The 18,075-nt window shown below is 70.9% G+C and carries 14 protein-coding genes; 11 read left to right on the top strand and 3 right to left on the bottom strand.

Features of this window, described 5'->3' with window-relative positions:
- Positions 1 to 14: 14 nt before the first annotated feature.
- From ngcE to Actkin_RS18605, 7 genes are read left to right on the top strand one after another with little or no spacing between them, the layout of a single operon-like run.
- A complete protein-coding gene (gene ngcE, locus Actkin_RS18635) occupies positions 15 to 1,421 on the top strand; it encodes an N-acetylglucosamine/diacetylchitobiose ABC transporter substrate-binding protein (RefSeq protein WP_258903592.1) in 1,407 nt (468 codons plus the stop codon).
- Positions 1,422 to 1,424: 3 nt separating this feature from the next.
- The gene (locus Actkin_RS18630; protein WP_189210801.1) at positions 1,425 to 2,330 is read left to right on the top strand and encodes a carbohydrate ABC transporter permease; all 906 of its coding nucleotides are present in this window, start codon (positions 1,425 to 1,427) and stop codon (positions 2,328 to 2,330) included.
- Positions 2,327 to 3,166 carry a carbohydrate ABC transporter permease gene (locus Actkin_RS18625; protein ID WP_189210800.1) on the top strand — a complete coding sequence of 280 codons (840 nt, stop codon included), beginning with the start codon at positions 2,327 to 2,329 and terminating at the stop codon, positions 3,164 to 3,166. Before Actkin_RS18630 ends, Actkin_RS18625 begins: the two co-directional genes overlap by 4 nt.
- Positions 3,163 to 4,416 carry a family 4 glycosyl hydrolase gene (locus tag Actkin_RS18620; RefSeq protein ID WP_258903591.1) on the top strand — a complete coding sequence of 418 codons (1,254 nt, stop codon included), beginning with the start codon at positions 3,163 to 3,165 and terminating at the stop codon, positions 4,414 to 4,416. The genes Actkin_RS18625 and Actkin_RS18620 overlap by 4 nt, the downstream gene beginning before the upstream one ends.
- A complete protein-coding gene (locus tag Actkin_RS18615) occupies positions 4,413 to 5,390 on the top strand; it encodes an N-acetylglucosamine kinase (protein ID WP_258903590.1) in 978 nt (325 codons plus the stop codon). Before Actkin_RS18620 ends, Actkin_RS18615 begins: the two co-directional genes overlap by 4 nt.
- 56 nt (positions 5,391 to 5,446) lie before the next feature.
- A complete protein-coding gene (locus Actkin_RS18610; protein ID WP_258903589.1) occupies positions 5,447 to 6,628 on the top strand; it encodes a sugar efflux transporter in 1,182 nt (393 codons plus the stop codon).
- A complete protein-coding gene (locus Actkin_RS18605; protein ID WP_258903588.1) occupies positions 6,621 to 8,192 on the top strand; it encodes an alkaline phosphatase D family protein in 1,572 nt (523 codons plus the stop codon). The genes Actkin_RS18610 and Actkin_RS18605 overlap by 8 nt, the downstream gene beginning before the upstream one ends.
- Here the strand turns inward: Actkin_RS18605 and Actkin_RS18600 are convergent.
- From Actkin_RS18600 to Actkin_RS18590, 3 genes are all read right to left on the bottom strand, one after another.
- Positions 8,179 to 8,454 carry a hypothetical protein gene (locus tag Actkin_RS18600; RefSeq protein WP_258903587.1) on the bottom strand — a complete coding sequence of 92 codons (276 nt, stop codon included), beginning with the start codon at positions 8,452 to 8,454 and terminating at the stop codon, positions 8,179 to 8,181. The two genes, Actkin_RS18605 and Actkin_RS18600, sit on opposite strands and share 14 nt — an antisense overlap.
- 88 nt (positions 8,455 to 8,542) lie before the next feature.
- Positions 8,543 to 9,571 (bottom strand): LacI family DNA-binding transcriptional regulator, encoded by a 1,029-nt coding sequence (locus Actkin_RS18595; RefSeq protein ID WP_189210795.1) that lies wholly within the window; start codon positions 9,569 to 9,571, stop codon positions 8,543 to 8,545.
- Entirely contained in the window at positions 9,571 to 11,118 is a 1,548-nt protein-coding gene (locus Actkin_RS18590; protein ID WP_258903586.1) for a glycoside hydrolase family 13 protein, read from the bottom strand. Before Actkin_RS18590 ends, Actkin_RS18595 begins: the two co-directional genes overlap by 1 nt.
- A gap of 202 nt (positions 11,119 to 11,320) precedes the next feature.
- On the opposite strand from Actkin_RS18590, the gene Actkin_RS18585 reads away from it, so the two are divergent.
- The 4 genes from Actkin_RS18585 to Actkin_RS18580 all read left to right on the top strand — a co-directional run bounded on the left by Actkin_RS18585 (position 11,321) and on the right by Actkin_RS18580 (position 17,969).
- Positions 11,321 to 13,021, top strand: coding sequence for a carbohydrate-binding module family 20 domain-containing protein (locus Actkin_RS18585; protein ID WP_258903585.1), 1,701 nt, complete (start codon positions 11,321 to 11,323; stop codon positions 13,019 to 13,021).
- A gap of 282 nt (positions 13,022 to 13,303) precedes the next feature.
- Positions 13,304 to 13,792 (top strand): Scr1 family TA system antitoxin-like transcriptional regulator, encoded by a 489-nt coding sequence (locus tag Actkin_RS32765; protein WP_396122756.1) that lies wholly within the window; start codon positions 13,304 to 13,306, stop codon positions 13,790 to 13,792.
- Positions 13,785 to 13,937: a Scr1 family TA system antitoxin-like transcriptional regulator gene (locus Actkin_RS32760; protein WP_396122999.1), complete on the top strand. Its 153-nt coding sequence runs from the start codon at positions 13,785 to 13,787 to the stop codon at positions 13,935 to 13,937. Before Actkin_RS32765 ends, Actkin_RS32760 begins: the two co-directional genes overlap by 8 nt.
- 957 nt (positions 13,938 to 14,894) lie before the next feature.
- The gene (locus Actkin_RS18580) at positions 14,895 to 17,969 is read left to right on the top strand and encodes an ATP-binding protein (RefSeq protein WP_258903584.1); all 3,075 of its coding nucleotides are present in this window, start codon (positions 14,895 to 14,897) and stop codon (positions 17,967 to 17,969) included.
- Positions 17,970 to 18,075: the final 106 nt, after the last annotated feature.

The following is an 18,075-nucleotide window of genomic DNA, read 5'->3' as shown; positions in this document are numbered from 1 at the left end:
CAAGGAGATCCGCCATGACCTTCAACCGCCGTCGGATGCTGCACGGCTTAGGCGGCCTCGCCGTCCTCACCGCCGTCCCCGCGTGCGCGTTCGGCGGGAACGACGCCGAGACCCCCACCGGCCCGACCGGCGACGCCGGGCCGGAGAACCCCTTCGGCGTGGCCGAGGACGCCGCGCTGGAGGTGGTCATCTTCAAGGGCGGCCTCGGCGACGCCTACGCCACCGAGGTCCACGAGCCGATGTACGCCCAGCGGTTCCCGGGCGCCAAGGTCGAGCACGTCGCCACCCAGCAGATCGCCCAGACCCTGCAGCCGCGCTTCGCAGGCGGCGACGTCCCGGACGTGATCGCCAACTCCGGCACCGACCTGATGGACCTCGGCGCGCTGGTCGACGCGAACCAGCTGCTCGACCTCACCCCGCTGTTCGACGCCCCCGCCATCGACGACCCCAAGGTCAAGGTGCGCGACCGCGTCGTCAACGGCTCGATCGAGGCCGGTCTCGTCGGCGGCAAGCCGCACGCCCTCATGTACGTCTACACCGCGTACGGCCTGTGGTACGACGCCAAGCTGTTCGAGGCCAACGGCTGGCAGCCCGCCCAGACCTGGGCCGACTTCGACGCGCTCTGCGCCAGGATCAAGGCCAAGGGCCTGCACCCGTTCGCCTACCCCGGCAAGAACGCCGCCTACTACCAGTACTGGTCGATCCTGGTCTCCGCGGCCAAGATCGGCGGCAACAAGGTCCTGGTCGACATCGACAACCTCGTCGACGGCGCGTGGACCGCCGACCCGGTGAAGCAGTCGGCCGCGGCGTGGGCCGAGATCGGCGCGAAGTACCTCGACAAGTCCTACGAGGGCCTGACCCACACCGAGGTGCAGACCGCGCAGAACCAGGGCCGCATCGGCTTCTTCCCCTGCGGCTCCTGGCTGGAGAACGAGCAGAAGGACCAGACCCCCGACAGCTTCGAGTACGCGATGTGCCCGCTGCCGAGCGTCACCGGCGGCGACGCCATGCCCTACGCCGCGATCCGCACCGCCGCGGGCGAGGGCTACATCGTGCCGTCGCAGGCGAAGAACTCCGCGGGCGGCCTGGAGTACCTGCGGATCATGCTCTCCCACGAGGGCGCGCGGGGCTTCACCGAGCGGACCGGCAGCATCACCATCGTCAAGGGCGCGGCGGACGGCCTGCCGCTCTCGCCCGGCAACAAGAGCGTCGCCGCCGCCCAGAGCGCCGCGGGCGACAACATCGTCACCTACAACGCCTTCGAGAACTGGTACAAGGAGCTGGAGACCGAGCTGCGCGCCAAGACCAACGCGCTGATGTTCGGCCGCATCACCGCCGACCAGTTCTGCGCGGAGATGCAGGCCAAGGCCGACGCGGTGAAGGCCGACTCGTCCATCCCGAAGCAGCAGCGGAACGGCTGAGCGATGCGGCGTGGCAGCGGCAAGTTCGTCGCCGGGTTCCTGGCCCTGCCGGTGCTGGTGTACCTGGTCTTCGTCATCGGCCCGTACCTGCAGGCGTTCTACCTCGCGCTGACCGACTGGCGCGGCGTGTCGGGGTCGCCGGAGTTCATCGGCCTCGGCAACTTCGAGCGCCTGCTGGGCGACGCGACCTTCTGGAAAGCGGTGTCCCACCACGCGATCCTGCTGGTCGTGCTGCCGCTGGCCACGCTGGGCATCGCGCTGTTCTTCGCCTTCCTCATCAACGCGGGCGCCCGCTCGGGCACCCGGGGCGTGTGGGGATCGCGGTTCTACCAGGCGGTGTTCTTCTTCCCGCAGGTGCTGGCCGTGGCCGCGGTCGGCGTGCTGTTCCAGGCGGTGTACCGGCCCGACTCCGGCGGCATCCTCAACGGGCTGCTCAACGCGGTCGGGCTGGACAACGTCGGCTGGCTCACCGATCCCGACCTCGCGCTGTGGTCGATCATCGCCGTGCTGGTGTGGCAGGCCGTCGGGTTCTACGTCGTGCTGTTCTCCGCGGGCATGGCGGCGATCCCCAAGGAGATCCACGAGGCCGCCGCGCTGGACGGCGCCGGGCGGGGGCGCATGTTCTTCAGCGTGACCCTGCCGCTGCTGTGGGACAGCCTGCAGGCCGCGTGGGTGTACCTGGGCATCGCGGCGTTCGACGGGTTCGCCCTGGTCGCCGTGCTCTCGGTGAACCGGGGCGGCCCGGACGGCGCGACCACGGTGCTGCCCCTGGAGATCTGGCGCACCGCGTTCAGCTTCTCCAAGTTCGGCTACGCCGCGGCGATGGGCGTCGCCCTGTTCTTCCTCACGCTGACCTTCGCCCTGCTCGCCCTGCGCGTCACCAGGCGGGAACGGATCGATCTGGCATGAAGGCGTCCCAACGCGCCCTCAACGGGCTCTCCCACGTCGCGCTCGCCGTCTGGGCGGTCACGGTCATCCTGCCGATCGTCTGGACGTTCCTGGCCTCGTTCAAGACCAACACCGAGATCTTCACCGACCCGCTCGGCCTGCCCGCCACCCCGTCGTTCGACTCGTGGGGCCGGGCCTGGGAGACCGCGCACGTCGGCCGGTACCTGATCAACAGCGTCGTGGTCGTCACCGCGGCCACCGCGGGCACGATGCTGCTCGGCTCGATGGCCGCCTACGTGCTGGCCCGCTACTCCTTCCGCGGGAACCGGTTCCTCTACTACCTGTTCGTCTCCGGCCTGGTGTTCCCGGTGTTCCTCGCCCTGGTCCCGCTGTTCTTCGTCGTGCGCAACCTCGGTCTGCTCGACACCCACACCGGCCTCGTGCTGGTCTACATCGCGTACTCGCTGCCGTTCACGGTGTTCTTCCTGGCCGCGTTCTTCCGCACGCTGCCCGACCAGATCGCCGAGTCCGCCCTGCTCGACGGCGCGTCGCACACCCGCATCTTCTTCAGCGTCATGCTGCCGATGGCCAAACCGGGCCTGGTCAGCATCACGATCTTCAACGTCATCGGGCAGTGGAACCAGTACCTGCTGCCGATCGTGCTGCTGTCCGGGGCCGTCGAGGACAAGTGGGTGCTCACCCAGGGCATCGCGAACATCTCCACCAGCGCGGGATACCAGGCGGACTGGCCCGCCCTGTTCGCCGCGCTGAGCCTGACCATCCTGCCCGCGCTGGCGGTCTACCTCGTCTTCCAGCGCCAGATCCAAGCCGGACTCACCACGGGAGCACTGAAGTGAAACTCGCCGTCGTCGGAGGCGCGTCGACCTACACGCCGGAGCTGATCGACGGCCTGGCCCGCCTGCGCGACGACCTCCCGGTGACCGAGCTGGCCCTGCTCGACCCCGACAAGGAGCGGCTGGCCCTGGTCGCCGGGATGTCCGCGCGCATTCTGCGCAAAGCGGGCCACCCGGCCGTGGTGTCCACACCGGACACGATTGACGACGCAGCTGCCGACGCGTCGGCCGTGCTGTTCCAGCTCCGCGTGGGCGGGCAGGCCGCCAGGCACGTGGACGAGACGCTGCCGCTGGAGTGCGGCTGCGTCGGCCAGGAGACCGTCGGCGCGGGCGGGCTGGCGATGGCGCTGCGCACCGTCCCCGTCGTGCTGGAGCTGGCCGCGCGCGTCGCGGCGGTCGCGCCGTCGGCGTGGATCGTCGACTTCACCAACCCCGTCGGCATCGTGACCCGCGCGCTGCTCGACGCGGGCCACCGGGCGCTCGGCCTGTGCAACGTGGCGATCGGCTTCCAGCGCCGCTTCGCGAAGCTGCTGGGCGTCGCGCCCGAGCGGGTGGCGCTCGACCACGTCGGTCTGAACCACCTGACCTGGGAGCGCGCGGTGTACGTCGGCGGGGAGGACGTGCTGCCCGCGCTGCTGGACAGGCACGGCGAGGAGATTGCCGCCCAGGTCGGCCTCCCGGTGTCGCTGCTGCGGCGGCTGGGCGTCGTCCCGTCGTACTACCTGCGCTACTACTACGAGCACGACGCGGTCGTGAAGGAGCAGGTGGCGGGGGAGTCGCGGGCGAGCGCGGTCGCCGAGATCGAGTCCGAGCTGCTGCGCCTCTACGCCGACCCGTCCGTGGACACCAAGCCGGAGCTGCTGGGCAGGCGCGGGGGAGCGTTCTACTCCGAGGCCGCCGTCGCCCTGCTCGCGTCGCTGCTGGGCGACGCGCCCGCCGTGCACGTGGTCAACATGCGCAACAACGGCGCGCTCCCGTTCCTGCCCGACCACGCCGTGGTCGAGGTGCCCGCCACGATCAGCCCCTCCGGGGCGCAGAGCTGGCCGGTCCGCTCGGTGCCGCCGCTGTACTCGGGGCTGATCTCGCACGTGGCGGCGTACGAGTCCCTGGCGTGCCGGGCCGCCGTCCACGGCGGGATCGACCGGGTGGCCGACGCGCTGCTCGCCCACCCGCTGATCGGGCAGGCCTCCGTCGCCGAGGACCTGGCGGCGCGCCTGGTGGCGGCCAACCGCGAGCACCTGAGGTGGGCGTGAGCGCGCTCGCGGGCGAGCCGTCGGCGCAGCGGGCCGTCCTCGCGGTCGACGGCGGCAACAGCAAGACCGACATCGCCCTGGTGTCCGCCGACGGCACCGTGCTGGCCCGCGGCCGGGGCCCGGGCTTCACCCCGCACTCGATCGGCCCGCGCGCGGCGGTCGACACGCTCGCCCGCGCCGTCGCCGACCTGGGCGTCCCGCTGCCGCCGGGCACGCACACCGCCGCCTGCCTCGCGGGCGCCGACCTCGCCGCCGACGAGCTGACCCTGACCTCGGAACTGCTCCGCCGCGGCGTCGGCGCGACGGTCAAGGTCGTCAACGACACCTTCGCCGTGCTGCGCGCGGGCGCGAGCCGCCCGTGGGGCGTGGCCGTGGTGTGCGGGGCGGGCGTCAACGCCGCGGGCATCGCCCCGGACGGCCGGACCGCGCGGTTCCCGTCGCTGGGCCGCCTCACCGGCGACTGGGGCGGCGGCGAGCACCTGGGCGAGGAGGTGCTCTGGCACGCGGTGCGCGCCGAGGACGGCCGCGGCCCCGGCACCGATCTGGCCGCGGCCGCCGCGGCGCACTTCGGCCGCGACCGCGCCACCGACGTCGCCATTGCGATCCACTGTGGACGGATTCCCCGGCTGGAGCTGCACGGCCTCGTCCCGGTCCTGCTCGCCACCGCGGAGTACGACGCCGTGGCCGCATCGATCGTCGAGCGGCTGACCGAGGAGATCCACGCCCTCGGCTCGGTGATCCTCGACCGGCTCGGCCTGGTGGAGGCGGAGGTGGTGCTGGGCGGGGGAATCCTCGCCGCGGGCCACCGCGCGCTGACCGCCGCGATCCGCGCCCGGTACGCCGCCACGCACCCGAGGGCCACCCTGGTCGTGCTCGACGTGCCGCCGATCGTGGGCGCGGCCCGGCTTGGTCTGGACCACATCGGCGCCGACGACGCCGCGCACGCGCGGACGACCCGGCTGCTGAGCCCGTGAGCACACCCACACCAAATCCGTTTGGCCGCTGAATCAAATCAGACGACGATGGGCGGGTGGTCCCCGCTCCCGAGCGCGCTCGCTTGGTCCCCCTCGGCTCCGTCAGCCTCCTCACCGGTGTCGCCTACGCCCTCGTCGGCCCGTTCCTCTCCCTCTTCCTCGTCACCGAGCTGCACGCGGGCCCGGTGGCCGTCGGCGCCTTCCTCGTCACCAGCCAGGTCGCCGCCGTCGTCGCCAGCACGCTCATCGGCCGCTTCTCCGACACCCGCTCGGTCCGCAGGCAGCTCCTCGTCATCGGCGGGGCGACCGGCGCGCTCGGCTACGGCGTCTTCGCCGTCAGCCGGTCCTACTGGGTCCTCCTCGCCGTCTCGATCACCCTCTCCGCGGTGGCGTCGTCGCAGATGCCGCAGATGTTCGCCTACGCGCGGGAATCGCTCGGCGACAGCCCGAAAGCCCCGCTGGCCATCAGCGGGATCCGCACCCTGCTGTCCGTCGCGTGGGTCGCGGGCACCCCGCTGGCGGCGTTCCTCATCGCCGAGTCCGGGTTCACGCTGTTGTTCGCCGTCAGCGCGGGGATCTACGTCGTCGCGGCGCTGGCCGCCGCCGTCTGGCTGCCCTCGCTCGGCCGCGCGCCCGCGCCCCGGTCCCACGACAGCGCGTCACCGCGCGGTCACATCGCCCTCGCCGCTGTCGCGTTCGGACTGATGCAGGCCGCGACCGCACTCGGCGTGCTGGCCATGCCGCTCTACGTCACCGAGAACCTCGGCGGCTCGACCGGGGACGCCGGGCTCATCCTCAGCCTCTGCGCGGCCATCGAGATCCCGCTGATGATCTGGTTCGGCTGGCTGGCCATCCGCTCCGACCACCGCAAGCTGGTCGTCATCGGCGCGGTCACCGCCATCGGCTACTACGCCGTCGTCACGCTGACCACCGAGGTCTGGCAGGTCGCGGTGGCGCAGGTGCTCAACGCCGTGGTCATCTCCGCGGTCATGGGCGTGGGCATCTCGTACTTCCAGGACCTGGCCCCGGACCGCCCGGGCGCGGCGACCACGCTCTTCACCAACACGGCCAAGGTCAGCTCGATGCTGGCGGGCGGTCTGCTCGGCCTGGCGCAGCACCTCGGCTATCGCAGCGCGTACGCGATCGGTCTCGGACTGAGTGTGGCGGGGTTGGCATTCCTGCTGGCCACACGCACGCGTCACCGCGCCGCAGCGGTGGTATCTCCCGCACGTGGCTGAACTGCTGTTAGGACCGTTACTGCGTTATGTCGACGCGTCGTGCGCCACCGTGTGGGTGGAGACCGACGCGCCCTGCGCCGTCGAGGTGGCGGGAGCCAAGGCGGACACGTTCGAGGTCGATGGCCGCCACTACGCCCTGGTCGTCATCGAGGGCGTCGACGGCCCGACCGAGTACGACGTGCGCATCGATGGCGACGTCGTGTGGCCGGAGCCGGACTCGCCGTTCCCGCCGAGCCGCATCACCCCGCTGACCGGCGACACCCTGCGCCTGGTCTTCGGCTCCTGCCGCAAGCCCGACGGGCGCGAGTGGGGGCCGGACGCCCTCGCCGCCTACGCCCTGCGCCTGGCCGAGGCAGGCGAATGGCCCGACGCTCTGCTCCTCCTGGGTGACCAGGTCTACGCCGACGAGACCAGCGACGCCATGGCCGAGTGGATCGCCCAGCGGCGCGACATCGGCGAGCCGCCGGGCAGGCAGGTGGCCGACTTCCAGGAGTACGCTCACCTCTATCGCGAGGCGTGGAGCAGCCCGGCCGTGCGGTGGCTGCTGTCCACCGTGCCCACGTCCATGATCTTCGACGACCACGACATGCACGACGACTGGAACACCTCGGCGTCCTGGCGCGCCGACGCGGCCCGCACGTCGTGGTGGGCCGAGCGCGAGCGCGGCGGCCTCATGGCGTACTGGATCTACCAGCACATCGGGAACCTGTCGCCGGACGAACTCGCCGCCGACGACACCTACCGCGCGGTCGTCACCGCCGACGGCGACACCGCCCCCATCCTGCGCGCCTTCGCCGACTCCGCGGTGGAGGAGATCGAGGGCAGGAAGAACACCCGCTGGAGCTACCGCCGCGACTTCGGCCCCGCGCGCTTCCTCGCCGTCGACACCCGCTGCGGCCGCGTCCTGCAGGAGCCGCGCGGGATGCTCAGCGACGCCGAGTTCGACTGGATCGAGGCCAACGCCGAAGGCGACCACCGGCACCTGCTGATCGGCTCGTCGCTGCCGTGGCTCATGCCCCCGGTGATCAGCCATCTGCAATCGATGAACGAGGTCGCCTGCCGCCGTCCCGGCCTGCGCGGGCGCGTGGCCGAGTGGGTGCGCCGCAAGGCCGACCTGGAGCACTGGCCCGCGTTCCGCCGCTCGTCGGACCGCCTCGCGCGGCTCATCAACCGGGCCGCGGACTCGGGCATGACGGTGTGCGTGCTCTCCGGCGACGTGCACCACGTCTACGTCGCCGAGGCCCACTTCGACCAGCCGACCGCCGCCCGCGTCTTCCAGCTGACCTGCTCGCCGATGCACAACGCCGCCGAACGCTTCCTGCGCCCGCTGTTCGTCATGGCGTGGTGGCGTCCGCTGGCCCGCGTGTTCCGCTGGCTGATGCTGCGTTCGCCCGACATCGACCCGCTCCCGGTCGAGTGGACCAAACTGCACGGGCCGGACTTCGGCAACACCATCGCCACGCTGCGCATCGACGGCGACCACGTGGCCGTGGACCTCGAACGCGCCCGAGGCGACTCCGACCGCCCCCGGCTGGAACCGCTGCCGACGATCAGGCTGAACTAGGGCCGCCGGCCGAGGCCAGGACACAGGCTTCCACGGCCACCGCTTCCTCCACCCCGGCCGCGAACAGCGTGTGCCAGCACCCTTCCAGGTCTCCGGTCTCGCCCTCGGCGCACCCCTGCTCGAACACGTCGCCGACGTGCGTGTGTGAGGTGAGGAAAGCCACGCACGCCTCCTGGTCGGCCTCGGCGGAACCCGCCATCGGGACGGCGGCGGCCATCACCAACGCCGAGATGCTGGCGACCTTGCCAATACGACCGGACATGACACTCCCTTCCCGCAGCGGACTCTCCGCGCGCCGCTGGATGCCACGCCCGCGAGGGCCGCATGCCCGCGCCCCACCTGTGGGTGACTCAGGCCCTGGGCGCCGCGCCCGTCGATCCGCGGACCACCAGTTCCGGCAGGAAGACGTACTCCGCGTGCGGCGTCGGGTTGCCGGTGATCTCCTCCAGCAGCGCGCGCACCGCCGCCTGGCCCATCGCCTCGACCGGCTGGCGCAGCGTCGTCAGCGGCGGATCGGCGAAGACGATCAGCGGGGAGTCGTCGAAGCCCACCACCGAGATGTCCCTCGGCACCGACAGCCCGCGCTGCCGGACCGCGCGGATCGCGCCGAAGGCCATCAGGTCGCTGCCGCAGACGATGGCCGTGCAGCCCTTGTCCATCAACGCGTTCGCCGCGGCCTGGCCGCCCTCCACGGTGAACAGCGAGTGCTGCACCAGGTCCTCGGCGTCGTCGGCGGACACCGACAGCGTCGAGCGCATGTGGGTCACGAAACTCTCGATCTTGCGCAGCACCGGCACGAACCGGCGCGGCCCGACCGCGAGGCCGATGCGCTCGTGCCCCAGTTCCGCCAGGTGGTTCACCGCCAGCCGCATCGCGGCGCGGTCGTCGGTGGAGACGAACGGCGCGGACACCCGCTCGGTGTAGCCGTTGACCATCACGAACGGCACGCCGCGACCGGCCAGCTTCACGTACCGGTCCATGTCGGCGGTGGAGTCCGCGTGCAGGCCCGAGACGTAGATGATCCCGCTGACCCCCCGGTCGACCAGCGTCTCGGTCAGCTCGTCCTCGGTCGCCCCGCCCGGGTTCTGCGTGCACAGCACCGGGGTGTAGCCCTCCCGGGTCAGGCCCTGCACCATGACCTGCGCGAACGCGGGGAAGATCGGATTGCTCAGCTCCGGGGTGATCAGCCCGATCAGCCCGGCGCTGCGGGCCTGTAAGCGGGCCGGGCGCTCGTAGCCGAGCAGGTCGAGCGCGGCGAGGACGGCCTGCCGGGTGGTGGTCGACACCCCCGACTTGCCGTTGAGGACCCGGCTCACCGTGGCCTCGCTGACCCCCGCCTGCGCGGCGATGTCGGCCAGGCGCGCCGGGCCCCCGGCCATCAGAGCACCTGCCACACGGCGGTGTCCGTCGGGATCAGCATGTGGTCACCCTCCACTTCGCACGGTCCGGACGCCACCAGGACCTCGCTCGCGCGCACCCGGGTGGGCGCGCCGAGGTTGACCGTGCAGCGCACCGCGTCGCGGTCGAACACGAGCAGGTCCGGACCGGCGTCGACCCAGGTGAAGTCGCCCGCCGGTCGCGCGCGCAGCGCGCTGCGGTACAGCTCCAGCATCGACCGCGGATCGCCCTCCTGTGCCGCCACCGACAGCGCCGCCCAGTCGGCGGGCTGCGGCAGCCACGGCCGCGACCCGTCCGGACCGAAGCCGAGCGCGGTCCCCTCAACCGACCAGGGTAGCGGCACCCGGCAGCCGTCGCGGCCCCGGTCGGTGTGCCCCGACCGCTCCCACATGGGGTCCTGCAGCACCTCGTCCGGCAGGTCGAGCACCTCGGGCAGGCCCAGCTCCTCGCCCTGGTAGAGGTAGACCGAGCCGGGCAGCGCCAGCATGAGCAGGATCGCCGCGCGGGCCCGCCGCAGGCCCACATCGCCGCCGCCGTAGCGGGTCACGTGCCGGTGCACGTCGTGGTTGGACAGCACCCAGGTCGCGGGCGCGTCCACCGGGGCCACCGCGGCCAGGGTGTCGTCGATGACCGCGCGCAGCTCGGCGGCGTCCCACCCCGCCTGCAGGTAGTGGAAGTTGAACGCCTGGTGCAGCTCGTCCGGCCGCAGGTAGCGGGCGGTGCGCTCGGCGCTGGAGGTCCACGCCTCGGCCACGGCGATGCGCGCGGGGGAGTAGGAGTCGAGGATCTTGCGCCACTCGCGGTAGATCTCGTGCACGCCGTCCTGGTCGAAGTACGGCAGCGGCCGGGTGTCCAGCAGCGCGCGCTGCCCGGTGGCGCCCACGTCGGGCAGCCCGTCTGCCTTGACCATGCCGTGCGCGACGTCGACGCGGAACCCGTCGACGCCGAGGTCGAGCCAGAACCGCAGGATCTCCCGGAACTCCTCGCGGACCTCCTCGTTCTCCCAGTTCAGGTCGGGCTGGCTGGAGTCGAAGATGTGCAGGTACCACTCGCCGTCCGCCGCCCGGGTCCAGGCCGCCCCGCCGAAGATGGACTCCCAGTCGTTGGGCGGCAGCTCGCCGTGGGCGCCCCGGCCCGGCCGGAAGATGTAGCGGTTGCGCTCCGGCGTGCCCGGCGCGGCGGCCAGCGCCTCGGGGAACCAGCGGTGCGCGCTGGAGGTGTGGTTGGGGACGATGTCGAGGATGACCTTCAGCCCGAGCCGGTGCGCGTCGTCGAGCAGGGCGCGCGCGTCGTCCAGCGTGCCGAACAGCGGGTCGATGTCGCGGTAGTCGGCGACGTCGTAGCCGCCGTCGTTCATGGGGGAGGGGTAGCACGGGGTGATCCACAGGGCGTCCACGCCCAGCCCGGCCAGGTAGGGCAGCCGCGAGCGGATGCCCGGCAGGTCGCCCACGCCGTCGCCGTCGGAGTCGGCGAAGCTGCGCACGTACACCTGGTAGATGACGGCGTTGCGCCACCAGCGCTGGTCCATCGGCGTCCTTCCGGTAGTCGGTCCCGGCGCGACGGTAGCAAGCCGGTGCCTTCTTGCGGAAACATCTTGCACGCGTGGCGCGGCGTTCCCCGATCCGGCTAGGCCGTTCGGCCTCTTGACGAGGCTTGCTCACCACGAGCATCCTCACCGCACTGCTTGCAACTACTTACGGCAAACTTGCGAAAGCACTTGAGGAGACACCGTGGTCTCGTCATCCCACCGCTGGGCCGCCCGCGCGCTGCCCGCCCTGCTCGCTGCCGTCACCCTGCCAGTGCTCGCCGCCCCCGCCGCCACCGCCACCCCGCCCGGGACCAAGGACGTCACCGCCACGCTGTTCCAGTGGCGCTTCGACGACGTCGCCCGGGCCTGCACCGACGTCCTCGGCCCCGAGGGCTACGGGTTCGTCGAGGTCTCGCCCGCCACCGAGCACATCCAGGGCCCGCAGTGGTGGACCGTCTACCAGCCCGTCAGCTACCGCATCGCGGGCCGTCTCGGCGACCGGGCCGCGTTCGCGAACATGGTCGCGACCTGCCACGACGCCGGTGTGAAGGTCATCGCCGACGCCGTCGTCAACCACATGTCCGCCGGGTCGGGCGTGGGCACGGGCGGCACGTCGTACAGCAAGTACACCTACCCCGGCCACTACCAGGACTGGGACTTCCACTCCTGCCGCCAGCCGATCACCGACTACCGCAACCGCGACAACGTCCAGAACTGCGAGCTGGTCCACCTGTCGGACCTCGACACCGGCAGCGAGTACGTGCGCTCGGAGATCGCCGAGTACCTGGCGGACCTGCGCTCGCTGGGCGTGGACGGCTTCCGCATCGATGCGGCCAAGCACATGTCCGCGGGCGATCTCGCCGCCATCAAGTCCCGTCAGGCGAACCCGGGCTACTGGGTCCAGGAAGTCATTCACGGCGCGGGCGAGGCCGTGCAGCCGGAGGAGTACCTGAACAACGGCGACGTCGACGAGTTCCGCTACGCCACGGGCCTCAAGTCGGTCTTCGCCGGGGGGCGGCTGGCGGACCTGAGCCAGTTCGGCGAGGCGTGGGGTTTCGTGCCGTCGGCGCAGGCACGCTCCTTTGTGGACAACTGGGACACCGAGCGCAACGGCTCGACGCTGAACCGCACCTACGGGTCGACGTACACGCTGGCCAACGTGTTCATGCTGGCCTGGCCGTACGGCTCGCCCAACGTCTACTCCGGATACGAGTTCAGCGGCCACGACGACGGCCCGCCGCTCGGCGGTGACGTGCGGTCGTGCTACCAGGACGGCTGGACGTGCCAGCACGCCTGGCGCCAGATCGCCAACATGGTCGGCTTCCGCAACGCGGTGTCGGGCACGGCCGTCACCAACTGGTGGAGCAACGGCAACAACGCCATCGCCTTCGGCCGGGGCGACAAGGGTTATGTGGTCATCAACCGCGAGCCGTCGTCACTGAGCCGCACGTTCCAGACGTCCCTCCCCGCGGGCACCTACTGCGATGTCCAGCACGCCGAGCCTTCGGCCTGCTCAGGCCACACGTACACGGTAGGCGCGGACGGCCGCTTCACCGCCACGGTGGGCGCAGGTGACGCGATCGCCTTGCACGCAACGAGCGCGGCGTCCACCTCCGGCGCGGACTTCGCCGTCAATGCCACCACGACGTGGGGCCAGAACATCTTCGTAGTGGGCAACCACCCCTCCCTGGGCAACTGGTCCCCAAGCGCGGCGATCCCGCTGTCCTCCACGACGTACCCGATCTGGCGCGCCTCCGTGACCCTCCCCGCCGGAACCCGCTTCGAGTACAAGTACCTCCGCAAGACCTCGAACGGCTCCGCCACCTGGGAATCCGGCCCCAACCGGGTAGCCACCGTGCCGTCCACGGGCCGGATAGCCCTGAACGACACCTGGCGCCCCTAAAGACCGGCGGCCCGCCCGGCGACAGGGACCTACCCGGGCGGACCGCCTTCCACTCCGGTGGAACCCCGCTGTGCCGGGCCTTCTCCTTGAAGGCCCGGCACAGCACTGTCACGGTCTGTTCGCTGCCGGGTGGGCAAGGAGACTCGGGCCAGCCGACGAGTGAGAAGCGAAATGCCGCACCTGACTGTCGGGGTTGCGGAGGGCGTAAGACCGACACTATGTAGTTTGGCCTCAGGTACGAGCTTGCTGACATAGCAGACGACGCTGTTGTCTAGGTTTGCCATGCCGCGAACGGCGAATTGCCTTCCCGAGCCGGAAAGCCGATGCATCCTTTTGGGGTGTAGAAGGGCGTGGTGGTGGAGGAAAGGGACCGTCGGCTCTAGGTTCGCGTCCATGCCTGTGAATCTTCCCGAGCGCACGTCGTGGTCGCGGGTGCTGGGCGCGGAACTGCGCGAAGCCCGGCTCAGAGCTGAAGCGCCTCATGCACCTGGGCTCCCGCCCTGGGACGGCTACTGGGTCCAAGCCAACGCCGAATCCATGCCGGACGAACTACGCGCGCTGATCCTCCTGGAGACCACGGCGACCCAGATCGACTCCTACCAACCCCACCTGATCCCTGGACTCGCGCAGACCGAGCCCTATACGTGCCCTCTTCCGCGAGGACGGGCGCACGGTCGCCGACCGGGTCGAGCCACGTGTCCGTGCTCGACTAAAGCGACAAGGGCTGTTCGGGAAGTTGGATCGTCCCTGTCTGTAGTTCTTCATCCATGAGCACGCCTTGCGCACACCGGTGGGCGGAGGTGAGGTGATGCGTGACCAGCTACTCCACCTGAGGGCCCTCTCGATGAGGCACGTGTGTCAGATCCGGGTAGCACCCATCTCCTCAGGAGCGGAGGCGTCGTCTGGCGGCAATTAACAGCAAGACGGTTTATACGGCGAAGGATGATTCGTTCCGAATTGATACTGGAAACCAATCTCTGGGCGGTCCTGGTGCGGGTGTTCATGTCCAACTTATGGGCCGCGGGGCAGGCCCGATGAAGTGTCACTCCAATCCGGTGGATAAGGTCTGGATTGCTGAGAGTGGTATCATGTTGTCGCCGAAACCCGCCAAGAAACCCCATCAAACGTGATCGAAAAGGCCTTCGGATATCTAGGGTTGTCGACGTCATGATTCTAAACTCTCGAATGGAACGAATATGGGACGAGGGTGCGTATGTGGGTGCGACCGTTCCGGCCAGTCTTGTCTACGTTATTGAAGGTGGTTGGACCACGGGTCCTGCCGACGCGTTGTTGCTGCGGGAAATGTACGGGTCTGGATGGCGGGATGATTGGTCGCCTCAGAATGTGGCCAGCCATGAACTTGAGGTGAACGATGTCTGGATTCCGCCTGACAGTCTCGATGGCCCTGGAGAGCTCCTGTTGACGCAAATGGCTGCGCGGGCTCGGAGGTTTTCGGTAGAAGTCCTTCGCTCCGCTGAGGGAATGCTGGCAGCTGAACTTTTGGTGGCAGTGATTTCCGTCGAAGTCGAGTCTGGGATTCCAGAGGATGGGGCGACGGTAAAGTTTTGTACTAGGCGGGGAGGTTTTCCTGGGTATTACGATGATCTCGAGAGGTACGGCCTCTACGGGATGGCAATCATGGAAGCAGCGGATGTCGTGACTTGGTGATAATTGGCATGGTCAAGTGTGTTCTTCCCGGAACGGCTACGTTGGTGCCCGGCCAGTCGATGGAATGTGTTCAAACACCACGAGGCCTCTAGCGACTGTCCACCAGACGGTCCCAGGCGCGTGCGAACAGACAGACCACCAGGGGCGGTCGGTCCGTTGCCTTGCCGACTCGAGTTCATGGCAACCTAGGGTTGACGAAGTACTCATGTGCGTCTTGTCGGTCGATCGCTCTACCCTCGGCGGGGTGAACTCCGCGTTTATCGGGCGCGACCACCCGGCAGGTGTACTCCGTGGCGAGGTGGACCGTGTCCGCGACAGCCATGGCGGGTTGGTGCTCGTCACCGGTGAGGCGGGCATCGGCAAGACCACGCTGGTCACCACCGCCGCCGACGAGGCGCGCAGACAGGGCACGCTCGTGCTGTCCGGGTCCTGCTGGGACTCCGACAGCGTCCCCGGCCTCTGGCCCTGGGTGCAGGTCGTCCGCGCCCTGCGCCGAGCGGCCACCGAGGACGAGTGGGCGCGCGCCGAGGAGGCCGCGGGCGATGCCCTCCCGGTGCTGTTGGGGGAGCGCTCGGGGGAGACCAGCGGCGAGTTCCCGCTGTTCGACGCCGTGACCAGCGCGCTCGTCGCCGTGTCGCAGTCGCGGCCGGTCATGGTCGTGCTGGACGACCTGCACTGGGCCGACGCCGCGTCCGTCCGGCTCCTCGCCTTCGCCGCGCAGCACGCCTGGTTCGAGCGGCTGCTGCTGGTCGGCACCTACCGCGACGTCGACATCGAGGGCACCGGCCACCCGCTGGAGCCGCTGCTGCTCTCGCTCGTGTCCAAGGCGACCACGCTCACCCTCACCGGGCTCACCGTCGACGAGGTCGGCGACCTCATCGCGCTCACCGGCGTCGACCGGCCCGCCCCCGAGCTCGTCGCCGAAGTGCACCGGCGCACCGGCGGCAACCCGTTCTTCGTCGAGCAGACCGCCCGCCTCTGGCACGGCACCCAGACCGGGGCCGTGCCGCCGGGGGTGCGCGACGCCGTCCGCCGCCGACTGGAGGCGCTGCCCGACGACACCCACCGCCTGCTCGCCTGGGCCGCCGTGCTCGGCCGCGAGTTCGACGCCGCCCTGCTCGCCGCCGCCACCGGGCGCGCCGACGTCGAACGCAGGCTCAACCGGGCCATCGCCGCCCGCCTGATCGCCCCGGTCGGCCCCGGCCGGTACGGCTTCGTGCACGACCTCGTCCGCGAGACGCTGGAGGACGACCAGGACCGCCGCGCCGCGCACGCCGCCGTCGCCCGCGCCCTCGACGACGACCCGGTGCTCGCCGCGACCGTCTTCCCCGCCGACCGGGCCCGCCACGCGCACGGTGGCGTCCCCGACTACCCGGCCGAGCGCGCCGTCGACCTGCTGGCCGCCGCGGCCAGGGACGCCATGAGCAGGCTGTCCACCGAGGAGTCCGCCGCGCACCTGCGCCGGGCGATCCCGCTGGCTGCACCCGAGCGCCGCGTCGCGCTGCTGGTGCAGCTCGGCGAGTCCTACATCCACGGCAACGAGGTGGAGCGCGCCTGGGCGCACCTGCGCGAGGCCGCCGAGATCGCCCGCGGCCTCGACAGCGCCCGGCCGCTGGCCCGGGTCGCGGTCACCCTGCACCGGCACGGGCCGCCGCGGGAGTCCCGGCTGACCGACGAGGTCGTCCGGGAGGCCCACCGCCGCATCTACGGCCGCGAGGAGACGGACACGACCAGTCCACTGGAGACGGTGTTCCGCGAACTCGTCTTCCAGGCCACCGCGATCGCCCGCAGCGGCGCGGACGAGGAGTCGCTGTCGGTCGGGCTGTGGGCGCAGCACGACATGGTCCTCGGGCTGGGCTCGGCGGCCGAGCGGGTCCGGCTGACCGGCGAGCTCACCGACCTGGCCCGCGCAGCGGGGGACCGGGACATGGAGTGGTTCGCGGCGTCCATGCGCTGGGTCGCGCTGCTCGAACTCGGCGACCCCGCCTACCTCGACCAGTTCCGCGACACCGCCGCGCTCACCGACCACTCGCCGAGGAACCAGCTCTCCAGCCGCATCGACCACACCATCATCGACACCCTGGCGGGCCGCTTCGCCAGGGCGGGCGAGCTGCTCGACGGGTTCACCGAGGACGACCTGCCCGACTGCCACAACATGATCGCCTACATGCGCTGGGTCTGGCTGCTGCGCCAGGGCCGCCACGGCGAGGCGGGCGCGGTGCTGGGCGAGCCGATGGCCGGCTTCGAGCATCCCGACCTGCTCGCCGCCATCACCGCCGCCGAGCAGGGCCGCACCGAGGCCGCCCTGCGGTACGTCCGCGCCACCGTCCCCCGCGCCGACACCCTCTTCGGCGGCCACCTGCGCCCGCTCTGGCTGCGCGCACTCGCCCAGACCGCCGCGCTGGCCCGCGACTCCGAGCTGATCAAACTCGCCCGCAAGGAGCTGGCCGACCACTCCGGATCGTGGCTGGTCGCGCTCTACGGGTTCGACGTCTCCGGCCCGGTCGACCTCTGGCTCGGCGTCCTCGACCTGGCCGAACGCCGCTGGGACGACGCCATCGCCCACCTGACCGCCGCCGCCGACTCCGCCGAGGCGATGGACGCCCGGCCCTGGGCCGTCGACGCCCGTGCCTGGCTCGTCAAGGCCTATGCGGGCCGCGGTGAGGACACCACCGCGCTGTCCGCCCAGATAGCCGCCGACGCCGAGCGGCTGGGCATGACCCAGCACAGCGCCGCCGAGCCGGACGTCCCCCAGTTCCGCCGCGAGGGTCCGGTGTGGTCGCTGGCCTTCGGCGGCACCCACGTCCACATGCCCGACACGAAGGGCCTGCGCGACCTGCACGCGTTGCTCGCCAACCCCGGGACCGACATCCCCGCCGCCCACCTGCTCGACCCCCAGGCCAGCGCCGCTGTCCGGACGGTGGGCGCCGACGACATGCTCGACGAGCGCGCCAAGGCCGAGTACCGCCGCAGGCTCGACCGCCTGGACGCCGAGATCGACCACCACACCGCCCTGGGCGACGACGCCCGCGCCGCAGCCCTGGACCGCGAGCGCGCCGCCCTCCTGGACCACCTGCGCCTGGCCGCAGGCCTCTCCGGCCGCACCCGCCGCCTGGGCGACGAGGCCGAACGCGCCCGCAAGGCCGTGACCGCCCGAATCCGCGACACCCTCCGCAAACTGGACGAGCGCCACCCACCCCTCGCCGCCCACCTCCGCGCCGCCGTGACCACAGGCACCACCTGCCGCTACGACGGCCGCCTCCCCTGGCAACTCAGATGATCCGATCACATGACGAGATCATCTGACCAAAGGTTCAGATGATGCGACCATCCCAATGGTTTCGTCATCGCGATGACGAAACCACCCAGATGATCTGACCACCCAG

Source organism: Actinokineospora sp. UTMC 2448, from assembly GCF_024760565.1.
GTDB lineage: Bacteria > Actinomycetota > Actinomycetes > Mycobacteriales > Pseudonocardiaceae > Actinokineospora > Actinokineospora fastidiosa.
The sequence above is the reverse complement of the archived record's forward strand: the minus strand, read 5'-3'. Positions and strand labels throughout refer to the sequence as shown.